The organism is Aquisalimonas lutea (assembly GCF_030409225.1).
Taxonomy (GTDB): Bacteria; Pseudomonadota; Gammaproteobacteria; order Nitrococcales; family Aquisalimonadaceae; genus Aquisalimonas; species Aquisalimonas lutea.
In genome coordinates this window covers 1-13,384 of sequence record NZ_JAUFPK010000005.1, presented here as the reverse complement: position 1 = coordinate 13,384, position 13,384 = coordinate 1, and the positions used below count along the sequence as shown (strand labels likewise).

Genomic DNA, 13,384 nt, shown 5'->3' with positions numbered 1-13,384 from the left:
TGCACGCCTCCCGGCGCGATCAGCCCGTGGCCTGTTCCTTTCCAGCGAGACCGGCCGGCGGCCAGTCCTCCAGCCGCATGCCCAGCGACAGGCCGTGGGAGGCCAGCACTTCCTTGATCTCGGTGAGCGACTTCTTGCCCAGGTTCGGCGTCTTCAGGAGCTCCACCTCGGTGCGCTGCACCAGATCCCCCACGTAGTGAATGCTCTCCGCCTTCAGGCAGTTGGCCGAGCGCACGGTGAGCTCCAGGTCGTCGATGGGCCGCAGCAGCACCGGATCGACTTCCGGCGACTTGCGCGTCGGCTCGGCGAAATCCTCGCCGCCTTCCAGCGCGACAAACACCGACAGCTGATCCTGCAGCAGCCCGGCGGCGAACTTCATCGCCTCTTCCGGCTCGATGACGCCGTTGGTCTCGATTTCCATGACCAGCTTGTCCAGGTCCGTGCGCTGCTCCACGCGGGCGCTCTCGATGCTGTAGGCCACCCGCCGCACCGGCGAATAGCTGGCGTCGAGCTGCAGACGGCCGATAGGCCGGTCTTCCTCGTCGCTGCGCTGGGTCACGGCCTGGTAGCCACGGCCCCTGGCGACCTTGAGCGTCATGCTGAGCTCGCCGGCCTTGGTCAGGTGCGCGATCACCAGGTCGGGATTCTTGATCTCGACGTCGTGCCCCGCCTCGATGTCCGCCGCAGTGACCACGCCCGGGCCCTTCTTCGACAGCTTGAGACTGGCCTCATCCCGGGAATGCAGGCGAACGGCCAGCTGCTTGAGGTTCAGCAGGATGTCGACGACGTCCTCCTGCACCCCTTCGATGGCGGTGTACTCGTGGAGCACCCCTTCGATCTCCGCTTCCACCACCGCGAAACCCGGCATGGAGGAAAGCAGAATCCGCCGCAGCGCGTTGCCCAGCGTGTGGCCGAAGCCACGCTCCAGCGGCTCGATCTCCACGCGGGCAGAGGTCTCGCTCTGGGCCTGGACATCCACCACGCGCGGCTTGAGAAAATCTTGGAACTGGGCCTGCATCGCCTCGCCCTCTCTACGTCTTGGTACGGCTCGTGTCGTCGGCTCTTACTTGGAGTAGAGCTCGACCACCAGGTGCTCGTTGATTTCGGCCGGAAGATCCGCGCGGTCGGGGCGGGCCTTGAACGTGCCCTCGAACTTCGACGGATCCACGTCGATCCAGTCCACGAAACCCGACTGCTGCGCGAGCTCCAGCGCCGCCTGCACGCGGTCCTGCTTGCGCGCCTTCTCGCGCACCGTGACCACGTCACCCGGAGACACCTGGAACGACGGCACGTTCACAGTGCGGCCGTTGACCATCACGGCGCGGTGGCTGACCAGCTGACGCGCTTCCTGGCGCGTCGACCCGAAGCCCATGCGCCAGACGACGTTGTCCAGGCGCCCTTCGAGCAGACGCAGCAGCTCCTCGCCGGTGGCGCCCTTGCGCCGGGCTGCCTCCTTGTAATAGTTGCGGAACTGCTTTTCCATGACGCCGTACATGCGCCGGACCTTCTGCTTCTCGCGCAGCTGCAGGCCGTAGTCCGACAGGCGGGTACGACGCTGGCCGTGCTGCCCCGGCGGCGTGTCCAGCTTGCACTTGCTGTCGATGGCCCGCACGCCGCTCTTGAGGAACAGATCCGTTCCCTCGCGGCGGGCGATCTTGCATTTGGGACCGAGATACCTAGCCATTCATGTGCTCCAGTCGATCAGACGCGACGCTTCTTGGGCGGACGGCAGCCGTTGTGCGGGATCGGCGTGACGTCGGCGATATTCGTGATCTTGAACCCGGCATTGTTGAGGGCACGCACCGCCGACTCCCGCCCCGGACCGGGCCCTTTCACCCGGACTTCCAGGTTCTTCAGGCCGTAGTCCTTGGCCGCCTGCCCCGCGCGATCCGAGGCGACCTGCGCAGCGAACGGCGTGCTCTTGCGCGAGCCACGAAAACCGCTGCCACCCGCACTCGCCCAGCTCAGGGCGTTGCCCTGGCGGTCGGTAATCATGATCATGGTGTTGTTGAACGTCGCGTTGATGTGCGCGATGCCGTCAACAACCGTTTTCGTGACGCGCTTGCGCGTCCGGCTTGAAGCTTTCGCCATAGCGATGAATCCCAGTTCCTGGCCGCCGGCCATGCCGGCCGCGAATGATGGTTACTTCCGCACGGCCCGACGCGGCCCCTTGCGGGTGCGTGCGTTGGTCTGCGTCTGCTGACCCCGCACCGGCATGCCGCGGCGATGCCGCATCCCCCGGTAGCAGCCCAGGTCCATGAGCCGCTTGATGTCCATGGCAACCTTGCGGCGCAGGTCCCCTTCCACCAGGTAGTTGTTGCCGATGATGCCCCGGAGGGCTTCCACCTCGTGCTCCGCCAGGTCGCGTATCTTGCGATCCTCGGCGATCCCGGACTCCTTGCAGATGGCCGCAGCCGCGGAGCGTCCGACGCCGTAGATGTACGTCAGCGCGACGACCGCGTGCTTGTTGTCCGGGACATTGACGCCAGCAATACGCGCCATGAGTGAAACTCCTGCTTTGTGCGGAAAACCCGCAATGTTAGCGAATACCTTGACTTGCCATCAAGCGCGAGCGGATCAGCCCTGCCGTTGCTTGTGCCGGGGCTCGGTGCAGATCACCCGCACCGTGCCGCCACGACGGATGATCTTGCAGTTCCTGCAGATCTTCTTGACCGAAGCGCGTACCTTCATGATCGTTCTCCAAAACGTCCGCCCTGCCACGAAGGGCGCGTACTATACCAGATTCGTCCCGGCAATGCGTCCCCCGCGACGCGACCGTCAGCGGGGCGCTCCCGACCGGCCGAAGGACTTGAGGTTCGACTTCTTCATCAGCGGCTCGTACTGGTGCGACACCAGGTGCGACTGCAGCTGCGCCATGAAGTCCATCACCACGATCACGATGATCAGCAGCGATGTCCCGCCGAAGTAGAACGGCACGTTCCAGTACAGGATTAGGAACTCGGGCAGCAGGCACACCGCCGTGATATAGACCGCGCCGGCCGCCGTCAGCCGCGTCATGACGCCGTCGATGTACTTCGCCGTCTGCTGCCCCGGCCGAATCCCGGGGATGAACGCCCCGGACTTCTTCAGGTTGTCCGCCGTATCCCGGGAGTTGAACACCAGCGCCGTGTAGAAGAAGCAGAAGAACACGATGGCGACGGCGTAGAACACCACGTACAGCGGCTCGCCCGGCTGCAGCGTCTGCGCCAGGCGGCTGATGATGCCCGCGCCCTCGGGATCGCTGAACCAGCGCCCCAGCGTCGCCGGGAACAGGATGATGCTCGAGGCGAAGATCGGCGGGATCACGCCGGCCATGTTCAGCTTCAGGGGCAGATGGGTACTCTGCCCCTGGACCATCTTCCGCCCTTGCTGGCGCTTGGCGTAGTTCACCGTGATGCGCCGCTGTCCCCGCTCGATGAACACCACGAACGCCGTGAGCAGCAGCACGCCCACCGCCAGGACCAGTACCAGGAACATGCTCAGCTCGCCGGTGCGCGCCAGCTCCAGCGTGCTGCCCAGGGCCGCGGGCAGACCGGCGACGATGCCGGCGAAGATGATGATGGAGATGCCGTTGCCGATGCCGCGCTCGGTGATCTGCTCGCCCAACCACATCAGGAACATGGTCCCGGTGGCCAGCGTCACCGTCGCGGTGAACGTGAACGCGATATCGAAGCCCGCGCTGGCGCCGCCGTGGGTCACGCCCTGGTTCTGCAGCGCCACCGACACGCCGATGCCCTGGACGATGGCCAGCCCGAGGGCGCCGTAGCGCGTGTACTGCGTGATCTTGCGCCGCCCGGCTTCGCCTTCCTTCTTCAGCTGCTCCAGGTACGGCACCACAGCGGTGAGCAGCTGCATGATGATCGCCGACGAGATGTACGGCATGATGCCGATGGCGAAGATGGACAGCCGCTGCAGCGCACCCCCGGAGAACATGTTGAACATGTCCAGGATGGTGCCCGACTGCTCCTCGAACATCCGCACCATCGCTTCCTGGTCGATGCCCGGAATGGTCAGGTGCGTGCCGATACGAAAGACAACCAGCGCCATCAGAACGAACAGAAGGCGCTGGCGGACTTCGGTCAGTTTCGCGATTCCACCGAGTGACGACATTTGGGCTCAGCCTGCCGGGGGTACGGGTTTCGTGATCAGCTCTCGACGGTGCCGCCGGCCTTTTCAATCGCTTCCCGGGCACCCCGGGTAACGCCCACGCCCCGTACCGTTACCGCGCGATCCACGGAACCGGAAGCGATGACCTTCGCCGCCCGGGACTGCTCCGGAATCACGTCGGCTTCCTTGAGGGTGCCGAGATCCACGGTATCGCCCACCACGTACTTGAGCTCCGACAGGCGTACCTCGGCGGTTACCAGGGACTTCCGCGAGCGGAAGCCGCTCTTGGGCACGCGCCGCTGGAGCGGCATCTGACCGCCCTCGAAGCCCACCTTGGTGTAGCCGCCGGAACGGGAGTGCTGGCCCTTGTGGCCGCGCCCGGCAGTCTTGCCGTGCCCTTCGGAAAGGCCGCGCCCGACGCGCGTGCGCTCCTTGCGGCTACCGGCAGCCGGCTTCAGGCTATTCAGGCGCATGTTCAGGCCTCCTCGACGTGCAAAAGGTACGCGACCTTGTTGATCATGCCGCGATTCTCGGGCGTGTCGGCGACCGTCACCGTGTGGTGCATGCGGCGCAGGCCCAGCCCGAAAACGCAGGCGCGATGACGCGCAGTGCGCCCGTTGACGCTGCGGCGTAGTGTTACCTTGAGCTGCTTCGTGTTGGCCATGATCAACCCTGGATCTCTTCCACTGTCTTGCCGCGCTTGGCGGCCACCTCGTCCGGCGCCCGCAGGGCGGAAAGACCATTGACCGTCGCCCGCACCACGTTGATCGGATTGCGGGATCCGAGACTCTTGGCCAGGACGTTGTGCACGCCCATCACCTCGAACACGGCGCGCATGGCGCCGCCGGCGATGATCCCGGTACCCTCCGAGGCGGGCTGCATGAATACCTTGCTGGCACCGTGCCGCGCCGTGATCGGGTACTGCAGCGTGCCGTCGTTGAGCCGCACCGTGACCATGTTGGCGCGCGCCTTCTCCATGGCCTTCTGGATAGCCGCCGGCACCTCGCGCGCCTTGCCGTAGCCGAAGCCGACCCGGCCGTCGCCGTCGCCGACCACCGTCAGCGCCGTGAACCCGAACTGCCGGCCGCCTTTCACGACCTTGGCCACCCGGTTGACCGTGATGAGCTTTTCCTGGAGGCCGTCGGTATTGCTGTCGTTCATCGCCATCGTCTTATGCCTCGGTTAGAACTGCAGTCCGCCTTCGCGGGCGGCTTCGGCCAGGGCGCGGACGCGGCCGTGGTAGCGGAATCCGGAACGGTCGAACGCCACGCGCTCGACGCCCGCGGCCTTGGCCCGCTCGGCGATCAGCTTGCCCACCTCCTCGGCGGCGCTGGTATTGCCGGTGGCCGACACCGAACCGCGCACGTTCTTGTCGAGCGTGCTCGCCGCCGCCACCGTGCGGCTGCCGTCCGCCTCGACCACCTGGGCGTAGATATGCCGCGGCGTCCGGTGGACGCTGAGCCGGTAGACACCGAGCTCGCGGATCTTCATCCGGCCCCTGCGGGCGCGGCGCAGTCGTGCTGCCTTCTTGTCCATAACCCCTACCTGCTACTTTTTCTTGGCTTCTTTCATGACCACGCGTTCGCCGACGTAGCGCACGCCCTTGCCCTTGTAGGGCTCCGGCGGACGATACCGGCGAATCTGCGCGGCCACCTCGCCGACCCGCTGCTTGTCGATGCCCCGGACGACCACTTCCGTCTGACTCGGGGTCTCCACGGTCACCCCGTCGGGGACCTGGAAGTTCACCGGGTGGGAGAAACCAAGGGTGAGATTCAGATTGTCGCCCTGGCTCTGGGCACGATAGCCGACCCCGCGGAGCTCCAGCTTGCGCTCGAAGCCCTCGGAGACCCCGGTCACCATGTTGTTGAGAATGGCGCGGGTGGTCCCGGCAAGTGCCACGGAACTCTGGCGATCCTTCACCGCCCGGCAGCGCAGCTCGCCGTCGTCCTGCACCACTTCCACGTCACCGTGCACGTGGAAGCGCAGTTCGCCTTTGCTGCCCTTCACCGTCACGTCCTTGCCGTCGAGCGTGACCTCGACGCCGGACGGAATCCTGATCGGCTGCTTCGCTACTCTGGACATTCAGTTCATCCTGTCTTAGAAGACCTCACAGAGGACCTCACCGCCGACGCCCGTCGAACGGGCCGCGTGGTCCGTCATGACGCCCCGCGAGGTCGAGATGATGGCCACCCCCAGCCCGCCGTTGACCTTCGGCAGCGAGGACTTGTCCCGGAAGATGCGCAGCCCGGGCCGGCTGACCCGCTGAATCCGCTCGATCACGGGATGCCCCTGGAAGTACTTGAGCCGGATCGCGATGACCGGCTTCTTGGGCTCGCCCTCGACCCGGAAGTCCTCGATGTAGCCTTCCTCCTTGAGCACGCTGACGACAGCCTGCTTCAGCTTGGAGGAGGGCACGGTCACCTCGGCCTTGTTCGCGGTCTGTGCGTTGCGGATGCGTGTCAGCAGGTCCGCAATGGGATCGGTCATGCTCATGCTCTACGTACCTGTTTTGTCAGTATTCCAGGGCCCGGGAACGGCACTTACCAGCTCGACTTGGTCAGGCCCGGGATCATGCCCTTCATGGCAGCTTCCCGCAGCTTGTTACGCGCGAGGCCGAACTTGCGGTAGTAGCCGCGTGGACGACCGGTCACCTGGCACCGATTCCGCCGACGCACGGGGCTGGAATTCCGCGGCAGATTCTGCAGCTTCTCCTGGGCTTCCAGCTTCTCCTCCGGAGAGCTCTCCGGATTCTGGATGATCGCCTTGAGCGCCTTGCGCTTCTCGGCGTACTTGCGAACGAGGCGCGCCCGCTTCTCTTCACGCGCCACCATCGACTTCTTTGCCATATCGCCCTCGTCTATTTCCGGAACGGGAAGCCGAACGCTTCCAGCAGCGCCTGGCCTTCCTCGTCAGTATTCGCCGTCGTCGCGATGGTGATGTCCAGCCCCCGGATGCGGTCGACCTTGTCGAACTCCAGCTCCGGGAAGATGATCTGCTCGCGCACGCCCAGGTTGTAGTTGCCCCGCCCGTCGAAGGACTTGGGCGAGAAGCCGCGGAAGTCCCGGATGCGCGGCGCGGCGACGTTGATGAACCGGTCCAGGAACTCCCACATGCGCTCGCGGCGCAGCGTCACCTTGCAGCCGATGGGCCAGCCGTCGCGGATCTTGAACCCGGCGATGGACTTGCGCGTATACGTGATCGTCGGCTGCTGTCCGGCCAGCGCCGCCATGTCCGACATGGCGTGATCGATGATCTTCTTGTCCTTGACCGCCTCACCCAGGCCCATGTTCAGGGTCACCTTGGTAATGCGCGGTACCTGCATGATGTTCCGGTAGGCGAACTGGCTCTGCAGCTGCCCGACCACTTCATTTCTGTACTGCTGCTGCAACCTGGCCATGACCGCACCTAGACGTCGACGAGTTCGTTGTTGGACTTGAAGTAACGCGCCTTGCGGCCGTCCTCCAGTACCTTGATGCCAACACGGTCACCCTTGCCGGCCTTGTGGTTGTAGAGCTGCACGTTGGAGACGTCCACCGGCGCTTCCTTTTCCTGGATGCCGCCGGTCTCGCCCCGCTGCGGGTTGCCCCGCACGTGCTTTTTCACCATGTTGACGTTCTCGACCACCACCTGGTTGTCGTCGCGCAGCACGCGCACGACCGTCCCGCGGCGGCCCTTGTCCTTGCCGGCGACCACAATGACTTCGTCGCCCTTCTTGATCTTCTGCATGATCCTCTCTCCGCTCACAGCACTTCGGGTGCCAGCGAGATGATGCGCATGAACTGCGTGGTCCGCAGCTCGCGCGTCACCGGGCCGAACACGCGCGTGCCCACCGGGGTGAGCTGGTTGTTCAGAAGGACCGCGGCGTTGCCGTCGAAACGGATCACCGACCCGTCGGCGCGGCGCACGCCCTTGCGGCTGCGCACCACCACGGCGTTGTAGACCTCGCCCTTCTTCACGCGGCCCCGCGGAATGGCGTCCTTCACGCTCACCTTGATGATGTCGCCGATGGCGGCATAGCGACGCCGGGACCCACCAAGGACCTTGATACACTGGACCTTGCGGGCGCCACTGTTGTCGGCCGCATCCAGCACGGTCTGCATCTGAATCATCGCGTTTACCCGCTTCCTTTATTCCTGAGGACCACCACCGCGGCGGCGCCCGGTGCACTGCACTCAGCGACGTGTGCGCTCGACGACTTCCACGAGGCGCCAGGACTTGGTCTTCGACAGGGGCCGGCACTCCTCGATGGACACCCAGTCGCCCTCGCGGCACTCGTTGTTCTCGTCGTGCGCGTGCAGCTTCGTCGAACGACGAATGAACTTGCCGTACAGCGGATGCTTGACCATCCGCTCGAGATAGACCGTGATGGTGCGATCCATCTTCGCGCTCACGACCCGCCCAACCTGGGTCCGCCTCGTCTTCTGATTGTCACTCATGACTGTTCACTCGCCTTGCGCTTTTCGTTCAGCACAGTCTTGATCCGCGCAACGTCACGCCGCGCGGTCTTGACCAGATCGGGACGACCCAGCTGCCCGGTGGCGGATTGCATGCGCAGGTTGAACTGCTCCTTGCGCTTTTCCAGGAGCTCCTTCTCGAGCTCGGAGATGTCTTTCTGCCGCAGTTCGTTTGCTTTCATCACAGCACCGTCCGGGAAACGAATCGGGTCTTCACGGGAAGCTTCGCCGACGCCAGGCGGAACGCCTCGCGGGCCACTTCCTCCGAGACCCCTTCAATCTCGTAGAGCACGCGACCGGGCTGCACGCGGGCGGCCCAGTGATCGACGTTACCCTTGCCCTTGCCCTGCCGGACCTCGAGCGGCTTCGACGTCACCGGATAATCCGGGAACACGCGGATCCAGATCTTGCCGCCACGGCGCACGTAACGGTTGATGGCGCGTCGCGCCGCCTCGATCTGGCGGGCGGTGACCGGCCCGCGCGTCGTCGCCTTCATGCCGAACTCGCCGAAGCTGACCTGGTCGCCCCGGTTCGCGAGCCCGTAGTTCCGGCCCTTCTGCTGCTTGCGAAATTTCGTCCGCTTCGGTTGCAACATGGCTATTGATCCTTACTTGGTCGCCCCGGCGCGTTCTGCCTTGCCTTCCTGCCCCTGCTGGAAGAGCTCCGGCTCCAGAATCTCGCCCTTGAACACCCACACCTTGACGCCGATCACGCCGTAGGTGGTGAACGCCTCGGCAAAGCCGTAGTCGATGTTCGCGCGCAGCGTGTGCAGCGGCACGCGCCCTTCCCGGTACCATTCGGTGCGCGCGATCTCGGCACCGTTGAGGCGGCCGGCGACGTTGAGCTTGATGCCCTGGGCACCGAGGCGCATGGCGTTACCCACGGCGCGCTTGGTGGCGCGGCGGAACATGATCCGCCGCTCGAGCTGCTGGGCCACGTTCTCGGCCACCAGCTGGGCGTCCAGCTCCGGCTTGCGCACCTCCTCGATATTGATGTGCACCGGCACGCCCATGAGCTTGCTCACTTCCCGCCGGAGGACCTCGATATCCTCGCCCTTCTTGCCGATCACCATCCCCGGGCGCGCCGTGTGAATGGTCACCAGCGCGTTCTTCGCCGGGCGCTCGATCCGGATGGTGCTCACCGACGCGTGCGAGAGCTTCTTCTTGATGAACTCGCGCACCTTCAGGTCGGTGTTGAGGAACGTCCCGAAGTCCGAACTCTTGGCATACCACATGGACCGCCAGTCTTCGGTGACGCCCAGACGAAATCCGGTCGGGTGGACTTTGTGACCCATGAACTGCTCCCGTTATTACTGCTCAGCCACTTTCACGGTGATGTGGCTGGTGCGCTTGAGGATCCGGTTCGCGCGGCCCTTGGCGCGCGCCTGGATCCGCTTGTACATCGGCCCTTCGTCAACATAGATCGACGACACGCGGAGCTCGTCGATATCCGCGCCCTCGTTGTGCTCGGCGTTGGCAATTGCCGACATGAGCACCTTGCGCACCATGGCGGAGGCCTTCCGCGGGCTGAACTCCAGGGTCTGCAACGCCTTGCCCACCGACTGGCCGCGGATCTGGTCGGCGACCAGCCGCACCTTCTGCGGCGAGATCAGGGCATACCTGTGCTTCGCTGCGACTTCCATGGGTCACCCCTACCGTTTGGACTTCTTGTCGGCCATGTGGCCCCGGTACGTCCGCGTCGCCGCGAACTCGCCGAGCTTGTGACCGACCATGTTCTCGTTGATAAGCACCGGTACGTGCTGCCTGCCGTTGTGGACGGCGATGGTGAGACCCACCATGTCCGGCAGGACCATGGACCGGCGCGACCAGGTCTTGATCGGCCGCTTCGAGTTCGCGTCCACCGCCTGCTCGACCTTCTTGAGCAGGTGGGTGTCAACGAACGGGCCCTTCTTGATTGAACGTGGCACGAATACGACCTCTCGCTGCTAGTTGCGCTTCTTCTTGCCTCGGCCCCGGACAATGTACTTGTCCGTGCGCTTGTTCTTGCGGGTCTTGTACCCCTTGGTGGGGATGCCCCAGGGCGTCACCGGGTGACGGCCGCCGGACGTCCGGCCCTCGCCGCCACCGTGTGGGTGATCCACCGGGTTCATGACCACGCCGCGCACCGTGGGGCGGCGGCCGCGCCACCGAGTGGCACCGGCCTTGCCGAGGGAACGCAAGCTGTGTTCCTGGTTTCCGACTTCGCCGACCGTCGCGCGGCATGCCGTGGGCACCTTGCGCATCTCGCCCGAGCGAAGCCGGATCGTCGCGTAATTGCCTTCCCGGGCGACCAGCTGTGCCGCCGTTCCGGCAGCACGGGCCAGCTGTGCGCCCTTCCCGGGGCGCATCTCCACGCAGTGGACCTGGGTACCCAGCGGAATGCTCCGCAGGGACAGGGCATTGCCCGGCTTGATCGGCGCTTCCTCGCCCGCGAGGACCTGCGCGCCCACCCGCAGCCCGCGGGGCGCGATAATATACCGCCTCTCGCCGTCCGCATAAAGGATCAATGCGATATTGGCGCTGCGGTTGGGATCGTATTCCAGGCGCTCCACCTTGCCCGGGATGCCGTCCTTGTTCCGCTTGAAGTCGATAATGCGATACCGCTGCTTGTGACCGCCGCCGCGATGGCGCGTGGTCATCCGGCCGGCATTGTTGCGGCCGCCGGTCCGCGACTTCTTGTCCACGAGGGGCGCGTACGGTTCACCCTTGTGCAGCTCGTCGTTGCGAATCTGAACGACAAAGCGGCGCCCGGGGGATGTCGGTTTCGCCTTGAGCAGTGCCATGGTTCCTGTCCGTCGCTGGTCGCGTTCGTTATTCGCCGCCCAGGAAATCGATATCCTGGCCGGCCTCCAGGGCCACGTAGGCCTTCTTCCAGTTCGGGCGCCTGCCCTTGATCCGGCCGAAGCCCTTTTCTTTGCCCTTCATCACCGCGGTGCGCACTTTCTCGACCCTGACGTCGAACAGCTGCTCCACCGCGGTCTTGATCTCGCCCTTGCTGGCATCGCGCTTGACCCGGAAGACCACCTGGTTGGCCTCGTCGCCAACGATGGTGCTCTTCTCGGATACGTGCGGCGCAAGCAGGATGTTGTACATGCGTTCCTGATTCATCCCAGCCACTCCTCGACGCGCTTGAGCGCATCCACGGTGATCACCACCTTCTCGAAGGCAACCAGCCGCACCGGATCCAGCCCGGCCGTATCGGTCACGTCCACGTGGGGCAGATTGCGCGCCGCCAGCGCCAGGTTCTCCGAGGTCGACTGCGTGACGATGAGCGCCTGATCGACGCCGTGCTCGCCGAGCTTCGCCAGCAGGGACTTGGTCTTCGGTGCATCCACGTCGAAGGAGTCCACCACCACCAGGCGCTGCTGGCGCGCCAGCTCGGAGAAGATGCTGCTGATCGCGGCCCGGTAGACCTTGCGGTTGACCTTCTGCGAGTAATCCCGCGGCCGCGCGGCAAACGTCTTGCCGCCGCTGCGCCAGATGGGGCTGCGGATCGTCCCCGCCCGGGCGCGGCCGGTGCCCTTCTGGCGCCAGGGCTTGGAGCCGCCGCCGCTGACGTCGGAACGGCTCTTCTGCGCCTTGGTCCCGGCACGGCCGCCGGCCATGTAGGCGGTGACCACCTGGTGCACCAGGCCTTCGTTGAATTCGCGGCCGAACGCCTTGTCCGAGACGGTAACCGTCTCGCCGCCGTGTTTCTGGAGTTCCATTAGCTGCCCCTCCCTTCACCGGCCTTGACCGTCGGCTGCACGATGACGTCGGCGCCGTTCGGCCCGGGGATCGCTCCCTTGACCAGCAGCAGGTTGCGCTCGGCATCCACGCGCACGATCTCGAGATTCGGCTGCGTGCTGCGCTTGTTGCCCATCTGGCCGGCCATCTTCTTGCCCTTGAACACGCGCCCCGGCGACTGGTTCTGGCCGATGGAGCCCGGCGCGCGGTGGGACTTCGAGTTGCCGTGGGTCGTGTCCTGGGTGGCGAAGTTGTGCCGCTTGACGTTGCCGGCGAAGCCCTTGCCCTTGCTCACCCCGCGGACGTCCACGTGCTGGCCCGCCTCGAACAGGTCCACCTTGATCTCGCCGCCGACCTCCAGGGCCGGCTCGGGCTGCTCACCCTCGGCCAGGCGGAACTCCCACAGGCCGCGCCCGGCATCGACACCCGCCTTGGCGAAATGACCCGCTTCCGGGCGCGTGACCCGGGACGGACGGCGGGAGCCGGTCGTCACCTGCACGGCCTGATAGCCGTCCGCGTCCACGGTCTTGAGTTGTGTTATACGGTTCGGCGTCGCTTCGATCACCGTGACCGGGACAGCCGCCCCGCTCTCGGTGAAGATGCGCGTCATGCCGCGTTTACGACCGACGATTCCGATAGCCATCGTTACCTCTTCCAGAGACAAAGAGCCCTGACCGCGCCGACACGCACGGCCGGGCCCTGCTTAGCGTAACGCCTCAGTACAGCTTGATCTGGACATCCACCCCGGCGGCCAGGTCGAGCTTCATGAGCGCGTCCACGGTCTTGTCCGTCGGGTCGATGATGTCCATCAGCCGCTTGTGCGTCCGGATCTCGTACTGATCCCGCGCGTCCTTGTTGACGTGGGGCGAGATCAGCAGCGTGTAGCGTTCCTTCTTCGTCGGCAGCGGGATCGGGCCCCGGACCTGGGCGCCCGTCCGTTTCGCGGTCTCGACGATCTCGCCAGCGGACACATCGATGAGCCGATGATCGAACGCTTTCAGGCGAATACGGATTTTCTGGTTCGTAGCCATAGTGATTACTCGATAATCTTCGAGACGACGCCGGCGCCGACGGTGCGGCCGCCTTCGCGAATGGCAA

27 protein-coding genes are annotated in these 13,384 nt (G+C 65.2%); all 27 read right to left on the bottom strand.

Annotated features, from left to right (window positions below; genetic code table 11):
- Positions 1-19: 19 nt before the first annotated feature.
- Complete coding sequence (locus QWY84_RS14195) at positions 20-1,018, bottom strand: DNA-directed RNA polymerase subunit alpha (RefSeq protein ID WP_290203449.1); 999 nt, start codon at positions 1,016-1,018, stop codon at positions 20-22.
- 45 nt (positions 1,019-1,063) lie between these two features.
- Entirely contained in the window at positions 1,064-1,684 is a 621-nt protein-coding gene (gene rpsD, locus QWY84_RS14190; RefSeq protein WP_290203448.1) for a 30S ribosomal protein S4, read from the bottom strand.
- A gap of 17 nt (positions 1,685-1,701) precedes the next feature.
- Positions 1,702-2,091 (bottom strand): 30S ribosomal protein S11, encoded by a 390-nt coding sequence (rpsK, locus tag QWY84_RS14185; protein ID WP_290204045.1) that lies wholly within the window; start codon positions 2,089-2,091, stop codon positions 1,702-1,704.
- A 51-nt stretch (positions 2,092-2,142) separates the two neighbouring features.
- Entirely contained in the window at positions 2,143-2,502 is a 360-nt protein-coding gene (rpsM, locus tag QWY84_RS14180; protein ID WP_290203447.1) for a 30S ribosomal protein S13, read from the bottom strand.
- A 75-nt stretch (positions 2,503-2,577) separates the two neighbouring features.
- Complete coding sequence (gene rpmJ, locus QWY84_RS14175) at positions 2,578-2,691, bottom strand: 50S ribosomal protein L36 (protein WP_167783392.1); 114 nt, start codon at positions 2,689-2,691, stop codon at positions 2,578-2,580.
- Positions 2,692-2,778: 87 nt separating this feature from the next.
- A complete protein-coding gene (gene secY, locus QWY84_RS14170; RefSeq protein ID WP_290203445.1) occupies positions 2,779-4,110 on the bottom strand; it encodes a preprotein translocase subunit SecY in 1,332 nt (443 codons plus the stop codon).
- A 35-nt stretch (positions 4,111-4,145) separates the two neighbouring features.
- On the bottom strand, positions 4,146-4,580 hold the full coding sequence (gene rplO / locus QWY84_RS14165) for a 50S ribosomal protein L15 (protein ID WP_290203444.1): 435 nt from the start codon (positions 4,578-4,580) through the stop codon (positions 4,146-4,148).
- A gap of 2 nt (positions 4,581-4,582) precedes the next feature.
- Complete coding sequence (gene rpmD / locus QWY84_RS14160) at positions 4,583-4,771, bottom strand: 50S ribosomal protein L30 (protein ID WP_290203443.1); 189 nt, start codon at positions 4,769-4,771, stop codon at positions 4,583-4,585.
- 2 nt (positions 4,772-4,773) lie between these two features.
- Entirely contained in the window at positions 4,774-5,274 is a 501-nt protein-coding gene (rpsE, locus tag QWY84_RS14155) for a 30S ribosomal protein S5 (protein WP_290203442.1), read from the bottom strand.
- A gap of 15 nt (positions 5,275-5,289) precedes the next feature.
- Positions 5,290-5,643 (bottom strand): 50S ribosomal protein L18, encoded by a 354-nt coding sequence (gene rplR / locus QWY84_RS14150; RefSeq protein ID WP_290203441.1) that lies wholly within the window; start codon positions 5,641-5,643, stop codon positions 5,290-5,292.
- A gap of 12 nt (positions 5,644-5,655) precedes the next feature.
- Positions 5,656-6,189 carry a 50S ribosomal protein L6 gene (gene rplF, locus QWY84_RS14145; RefSeq protein WP_290203439.1) on the bottom strand — a complete coding sequence of 178 codons (534 nt, stop codon included), beginning with the start codon at positions 6,187-6,189 and terminating at the stop codon, positions 5,656-5,658.
- A 15-nt stretch (positions 6,190-6,204) separates the two neighbouring features.
- Positions 6,205-6,600 (bottom strand): 30S ribosomal protein S8, encoded by a 396-nt coding sequence (rpsH, locus tag QWY84_RS14140; protein WP_290203438.1) that lies wholly within the window; start codon positions 6,598-6,600, stop codon positions 6,205-6,207.
- Between the two features lie 47 nt (positions 6,601-6,647).
- A complete protein-coding gene (rpsN, locus tag QWY84_RS14135) occupies positions 6,648-6,953 on the bottom strand; it encodes a 30S ribosomal protein S14 (protein WP_290203436.1) in 306 nt (101 codons plus the stop codon).
- A gap of 11 nt (positions 6,954-6,964) precedes the next feature.
- The gene (rplE, locus tag QWY84_RS14130; RefSeq protein ID WP_290203435.1) at positions 6,965-7,504 is read right to left on the bottom strand and encodes a 50S ribosomal protein L5; all 540 of its coding nucleotides are present in this window, start codon (positions 7,502-7,504) and stop codon (positions 6,965-6,967) included.
- An 8-nt stretch (positions 7,505-7,512) separates the two neighbouring features.
- Positions 7,513-7,833, bottom strand: coding sequence for a 50S ribosomal protein L24 (gene rplX / locus QWY84_RS14125; RefSeq protein ID WP_290203433.1), 321 nt, complete (start codon positions 7,831-7,833; stop codon positions 7,513-7,515).
- Positions 7,834-7,847: 14 nt separating this feature from the next.
- A complete protein-coding gene (gene rplN / locus QWY84_RS14120) occupies positions 7,848-8,216 on the bottom strand; it encodes a 50S ribosomal protein L14 (RefSeq protein ID WP_290203432.1) in 369 nt (122 codons plus the stop codon).
- Between the two features lie 63 nt (positions 8,217-8,279).
- On the bottom strand, positions 8,280-8,543 hold the full coding sequence (gene rpsQ, locus QWY84_RS14115) for a 30S ribosomal protein S17 (protein ID WP_290203430.1): 264 nt from the start codon (positions 8,541-8,543) through the stop codon (positions 8,280-8,282).
- Positions 8,540-8,743, bottom strand: coding sequence for a 50S ribosomal protein L29 (gene rpmC / locus QWY84_RS14110; RefSeq protein ID WP_290203429.1), 204 nt, complete (start codon positions 8,741-8,743; stop codon positions 8,540-8,542). The genes rpsQ and rpmC overlap by 4 nt, the downstream gene beginning before the upstream one ends.
- Complete coding sequence (rplP, locus tag QWY84_RS14105) at positions 8,743-9,156, bottom strand: 50S ribosomal protein L16 (RefSeq protein ID WP_290203427.1); 414 nt, start codon at positions 9,154-9,156, stop codon at positions 8,743-8,745. The genes rpmC and rplP overlap by 1 nt, the downstream gene beginning before the upstream one ends.
- A gap of 12 nt (positions 9,157-9,168) precedes the next feature.
- Positions 9,169-9,855 (bottom strand): 30S ribosomal protein S3, encoded by a 687-nt coding sequence (gene rpsC, locus QWY84_RS14100; RefSeq protein WP_290203425.1) that lies wholly within the window; start codon positions 9,853-9,855, stop codon positions 9,169-9,171.
- 15 nt (positions 9,856-9,870) lie between these two features.
- The gene (gene rplV, locus QWY84_RS14095; protein WP_290203423.1) at positions 9,871-10,203 is read right to left on the bottom strand and encodes a 50S ribosomal protein L22; all 333 of its coding nucleotides are present in this window, start codon (positions 10,201-10,203) and stop codon (positions 9,871-9,873) included.
- A 9-nt stretch (positions 10,204-10,212) separates the two neighbouring features.
- The gene (gene rpsS, locus QWY84_RS14090) at positions 10,213-10,488 is read right to left on the bottom strand and encodes a 30S ribosomal protein S19 (protein ID WP_290203421.1); all 276 of its coding nucleotides are present in this window, start codon (positions 10,486-10,488) and stop codon (positions 10,213-10,215) included.
- An 18-nt stretch (positions 10,489-10,506) separates the two neighbouring features.
- On the bottom strand, positions 10,507-11,343 hold the full coding sequence (gene rplB / locus QWY84_RS14085) for a 50S ribosomal protein L2 (RefSeq protein ID WP_290203419.1): 837 nt from the start codon (positions 11,341-11,343) through the stop codon (positions 10,507-10,509).
- Between the two features lie 28 nt (positions 11,344-11,371).
- Entirely contained in the window at positions 11,372-11,668 is a 297-nt protein-coding gene (gene rplW, locus QWY84_RS14080) for a 50S ribosomal protein L23 (protein WP_290203417.1), read from the bottom strand.
- The gene (gene rplD, locus QWY84_RS14075; RefSeq protein ID WP_290203416.1) at positions 11,665-12,267 is read right to left on the bottom strand and encodes a 50S ribosomal protein L4; all 603 of its coding nucleotides are present in this window, start codon (positions 12,265-12,267) and stop codon (positions 11,665-11,667) included. The genes rplW and rplD overlap by 4 nt, the downstream gene beginning before the upstream one ends.
- Positions 12,267-12,929 carry a 50S ribosomal protein L3 gene (gene rplC / locus QWY84_RS14070; protein ID WP_290203414.1) on the bottom strand — a complete coding sequence of 221 codons (663 nt, stop codon included), beginning with the start codon at positions 12,927-12,929 and terminating at the stop codon, positions 12,267-12,269. The genes rplD and rplC overlap by 1 nt, the downstream gene beginning before the upstream one ends.
- 73 nt (positions 12,930-13,002) lie before the next feature.
- Entirely contained in the window at positions 13,003-13,317 is a 315-nt protein-coding gene (gene rpsJ, locus QWY84_RS14065) for a 30S ribosomal protein S10 (RefSeq protein WP_167783414.1), read from the bottom strand.
- Between the last annotated feature and the right edge of the window lie 67 nt (positions 13,318-13,384).

Coding starts and splice junctions, on each gene's coding strand:
- QWY84_RS14195 (WP_290203449.1), bottom strand. CDS start 1,018: ATGCAGGCCCAGTTCCAAGATTTTCTCAAGCCGCGCGTGGTGGATGTC.
- rpsD (WP_290203448.1), bottom strand. CDS start 1,684: ATGGCTAGGTATCTCGGTCCCAAATGCAAGATCGCCCGCCGCGAGGGA.
- rpsK (WP_290204045.1), bottom strand. CDS start 2,091: ATGGCGAAAGCTTCAAGCCGGACGCGCAAGCGCGTCACGAAAACGGTT.
- rpsM (WP_290203447.1), bottom strand. CDS start 2,502: ATGGCGCGTATTGCTGGCGTCAATGTCCCGGACAACAAGCACGCGGTC.
- rpmJ (WP_167783392.1), bottom strand. CDS start 2,691: ATGAAGGTACGCGCTTCGGTCAAGAAGATCTGCAGGAACTGCAAGATC.
- secY (WP_290203445.1), bottom strand. CDS start 4,110: ATGTCGTCACTCGGTGGAATCGCGAAACTGACCGAAGTCCGCCAGCGC.
- rplO (WP_290203444.1), bottom strand. CDS start 4,580: ATGCGCCTGAATAGCCTGAAGCCGGCTGCCGGTAGCCGCAAGGAGCGC.
- rpmD (WP_290203443.1), bottom strand. CDS start 4,771: ATGGCCAACACGAAGCAGCTCAAGGTAACACTACGCCGCAGCGTCAAC.
- rpsE (WP_290203442.1), bottom strand. CDS start 5,274: ATGGCGATGAACGACAGCAATACCGACGGCCTCCAGGAAAAGCTCATC.
- rplR (WP_290203441.1), bottom strand. CDS start 5,643: ATGGACAAGAAGGCAGCACGACTGCGCCGCGCCCGCAGGGGCCGGATG.
- rplF (WP_290203439.1), bottom strand. CDS start 6,189: ATGTCCAGAGTAGCGAAGCAGCCGATCAGGATTCCGTCCGGCGTCGAG.
- rpsH (WP_290203438.1), bottom strand. CDS start 6,600: ATGAGCATGACCGATCCCATTGCGGACCTGCTGACACGCATCCGCAAC.
- rpsN (WP_290203436.1), bottom strand. CDS start 6,953: ATGGCAAAGAAGTCGATGGTGGCGCGTGAAGAGAAGCGGGCGCGCCTC.
- rplE (WP_290203435.1), bottom strand. CDS start 7,504: ATGGCCAGGTTGCAGCAGCAGTACAGAAATGAAGTGGTCGGGCAGCTG.
- rplX (WP_290203433.1), bottom strand. CDS start 7,833: ATGCAGAAGATCAAGAAGGGCGACGAAGTCATTGTGGTCGCCGGCAAG.
- rplN (WP_290203432.1), bottom strand. CDS start 8,216: ATGATTCAGATGCAGACCGTGCTGGATGCGGCCGACAACAGTGGCGCC.
- rpsQ (WP_290203430.1), bottom strand. CDS start 8,543: ATGAGTGACAATCAGAAGACGAGGCGGACCCAGGTTGGGCGGGTCGTG.
- rpmC (WP_290203429.1), bottom strand. CDS start 8,743: ATGAAAGCAAACGAACTGCGGCAGAAAGACATCTCCGAGCTCGAGAAG.
- rplP (WP_290203427.1), bottom strand. CDS start 9,156: ATGTTGCAACCGAAGCGGACGAAATTTCGCAAGCAGCAGAAGGGCCGG.
- rpsC (WP_290203425.1), bottom strand. CDS start 9,855: ATGGGTCACAAAGTCCACCCGACCGGATTTCGTCTGGGCGTCACCGAA.
- rplV (WP_290203423.1), bottom strand. CDS start 10,203: ATGGAAGTCGCAGCGAAGCACAGGTATGCCCTGATCTCGCCGCAGAAG.
- rplB (WP_290203419.1), bottom strand. CDS start 11,343: ATGGCACTGCTCAAGGCGAAACCGACATCCCCCGGGCGCCGCTTTGTC.
- rplW (WP_290203417.1), bottom strand. CDS start 11,668: ATGAATCAGGAACGCATGTACAACATCCTGCTTGCGCCGCACGTATCC.
- rplD (WP_290203416.1), bottom strand. CDS start 12,267: ATGGAACTCCAGAAACACGGCGGCGAGACGGTTACCGTCTCGGACAAG.
- rplC (WP_290203414.1), bottom strand. CDS start 12,929: ATGGCTATCGGAATCGTCGGTCGTAAACGCGGCATGACGCGCATCTTC.
- rpsJ (WP_167783414.1), bottom strand. CDS start 13,317: ATGGCTACGAACCAGAAAATCCGTATTCGCCTGAAAGCGTTCGATCAT.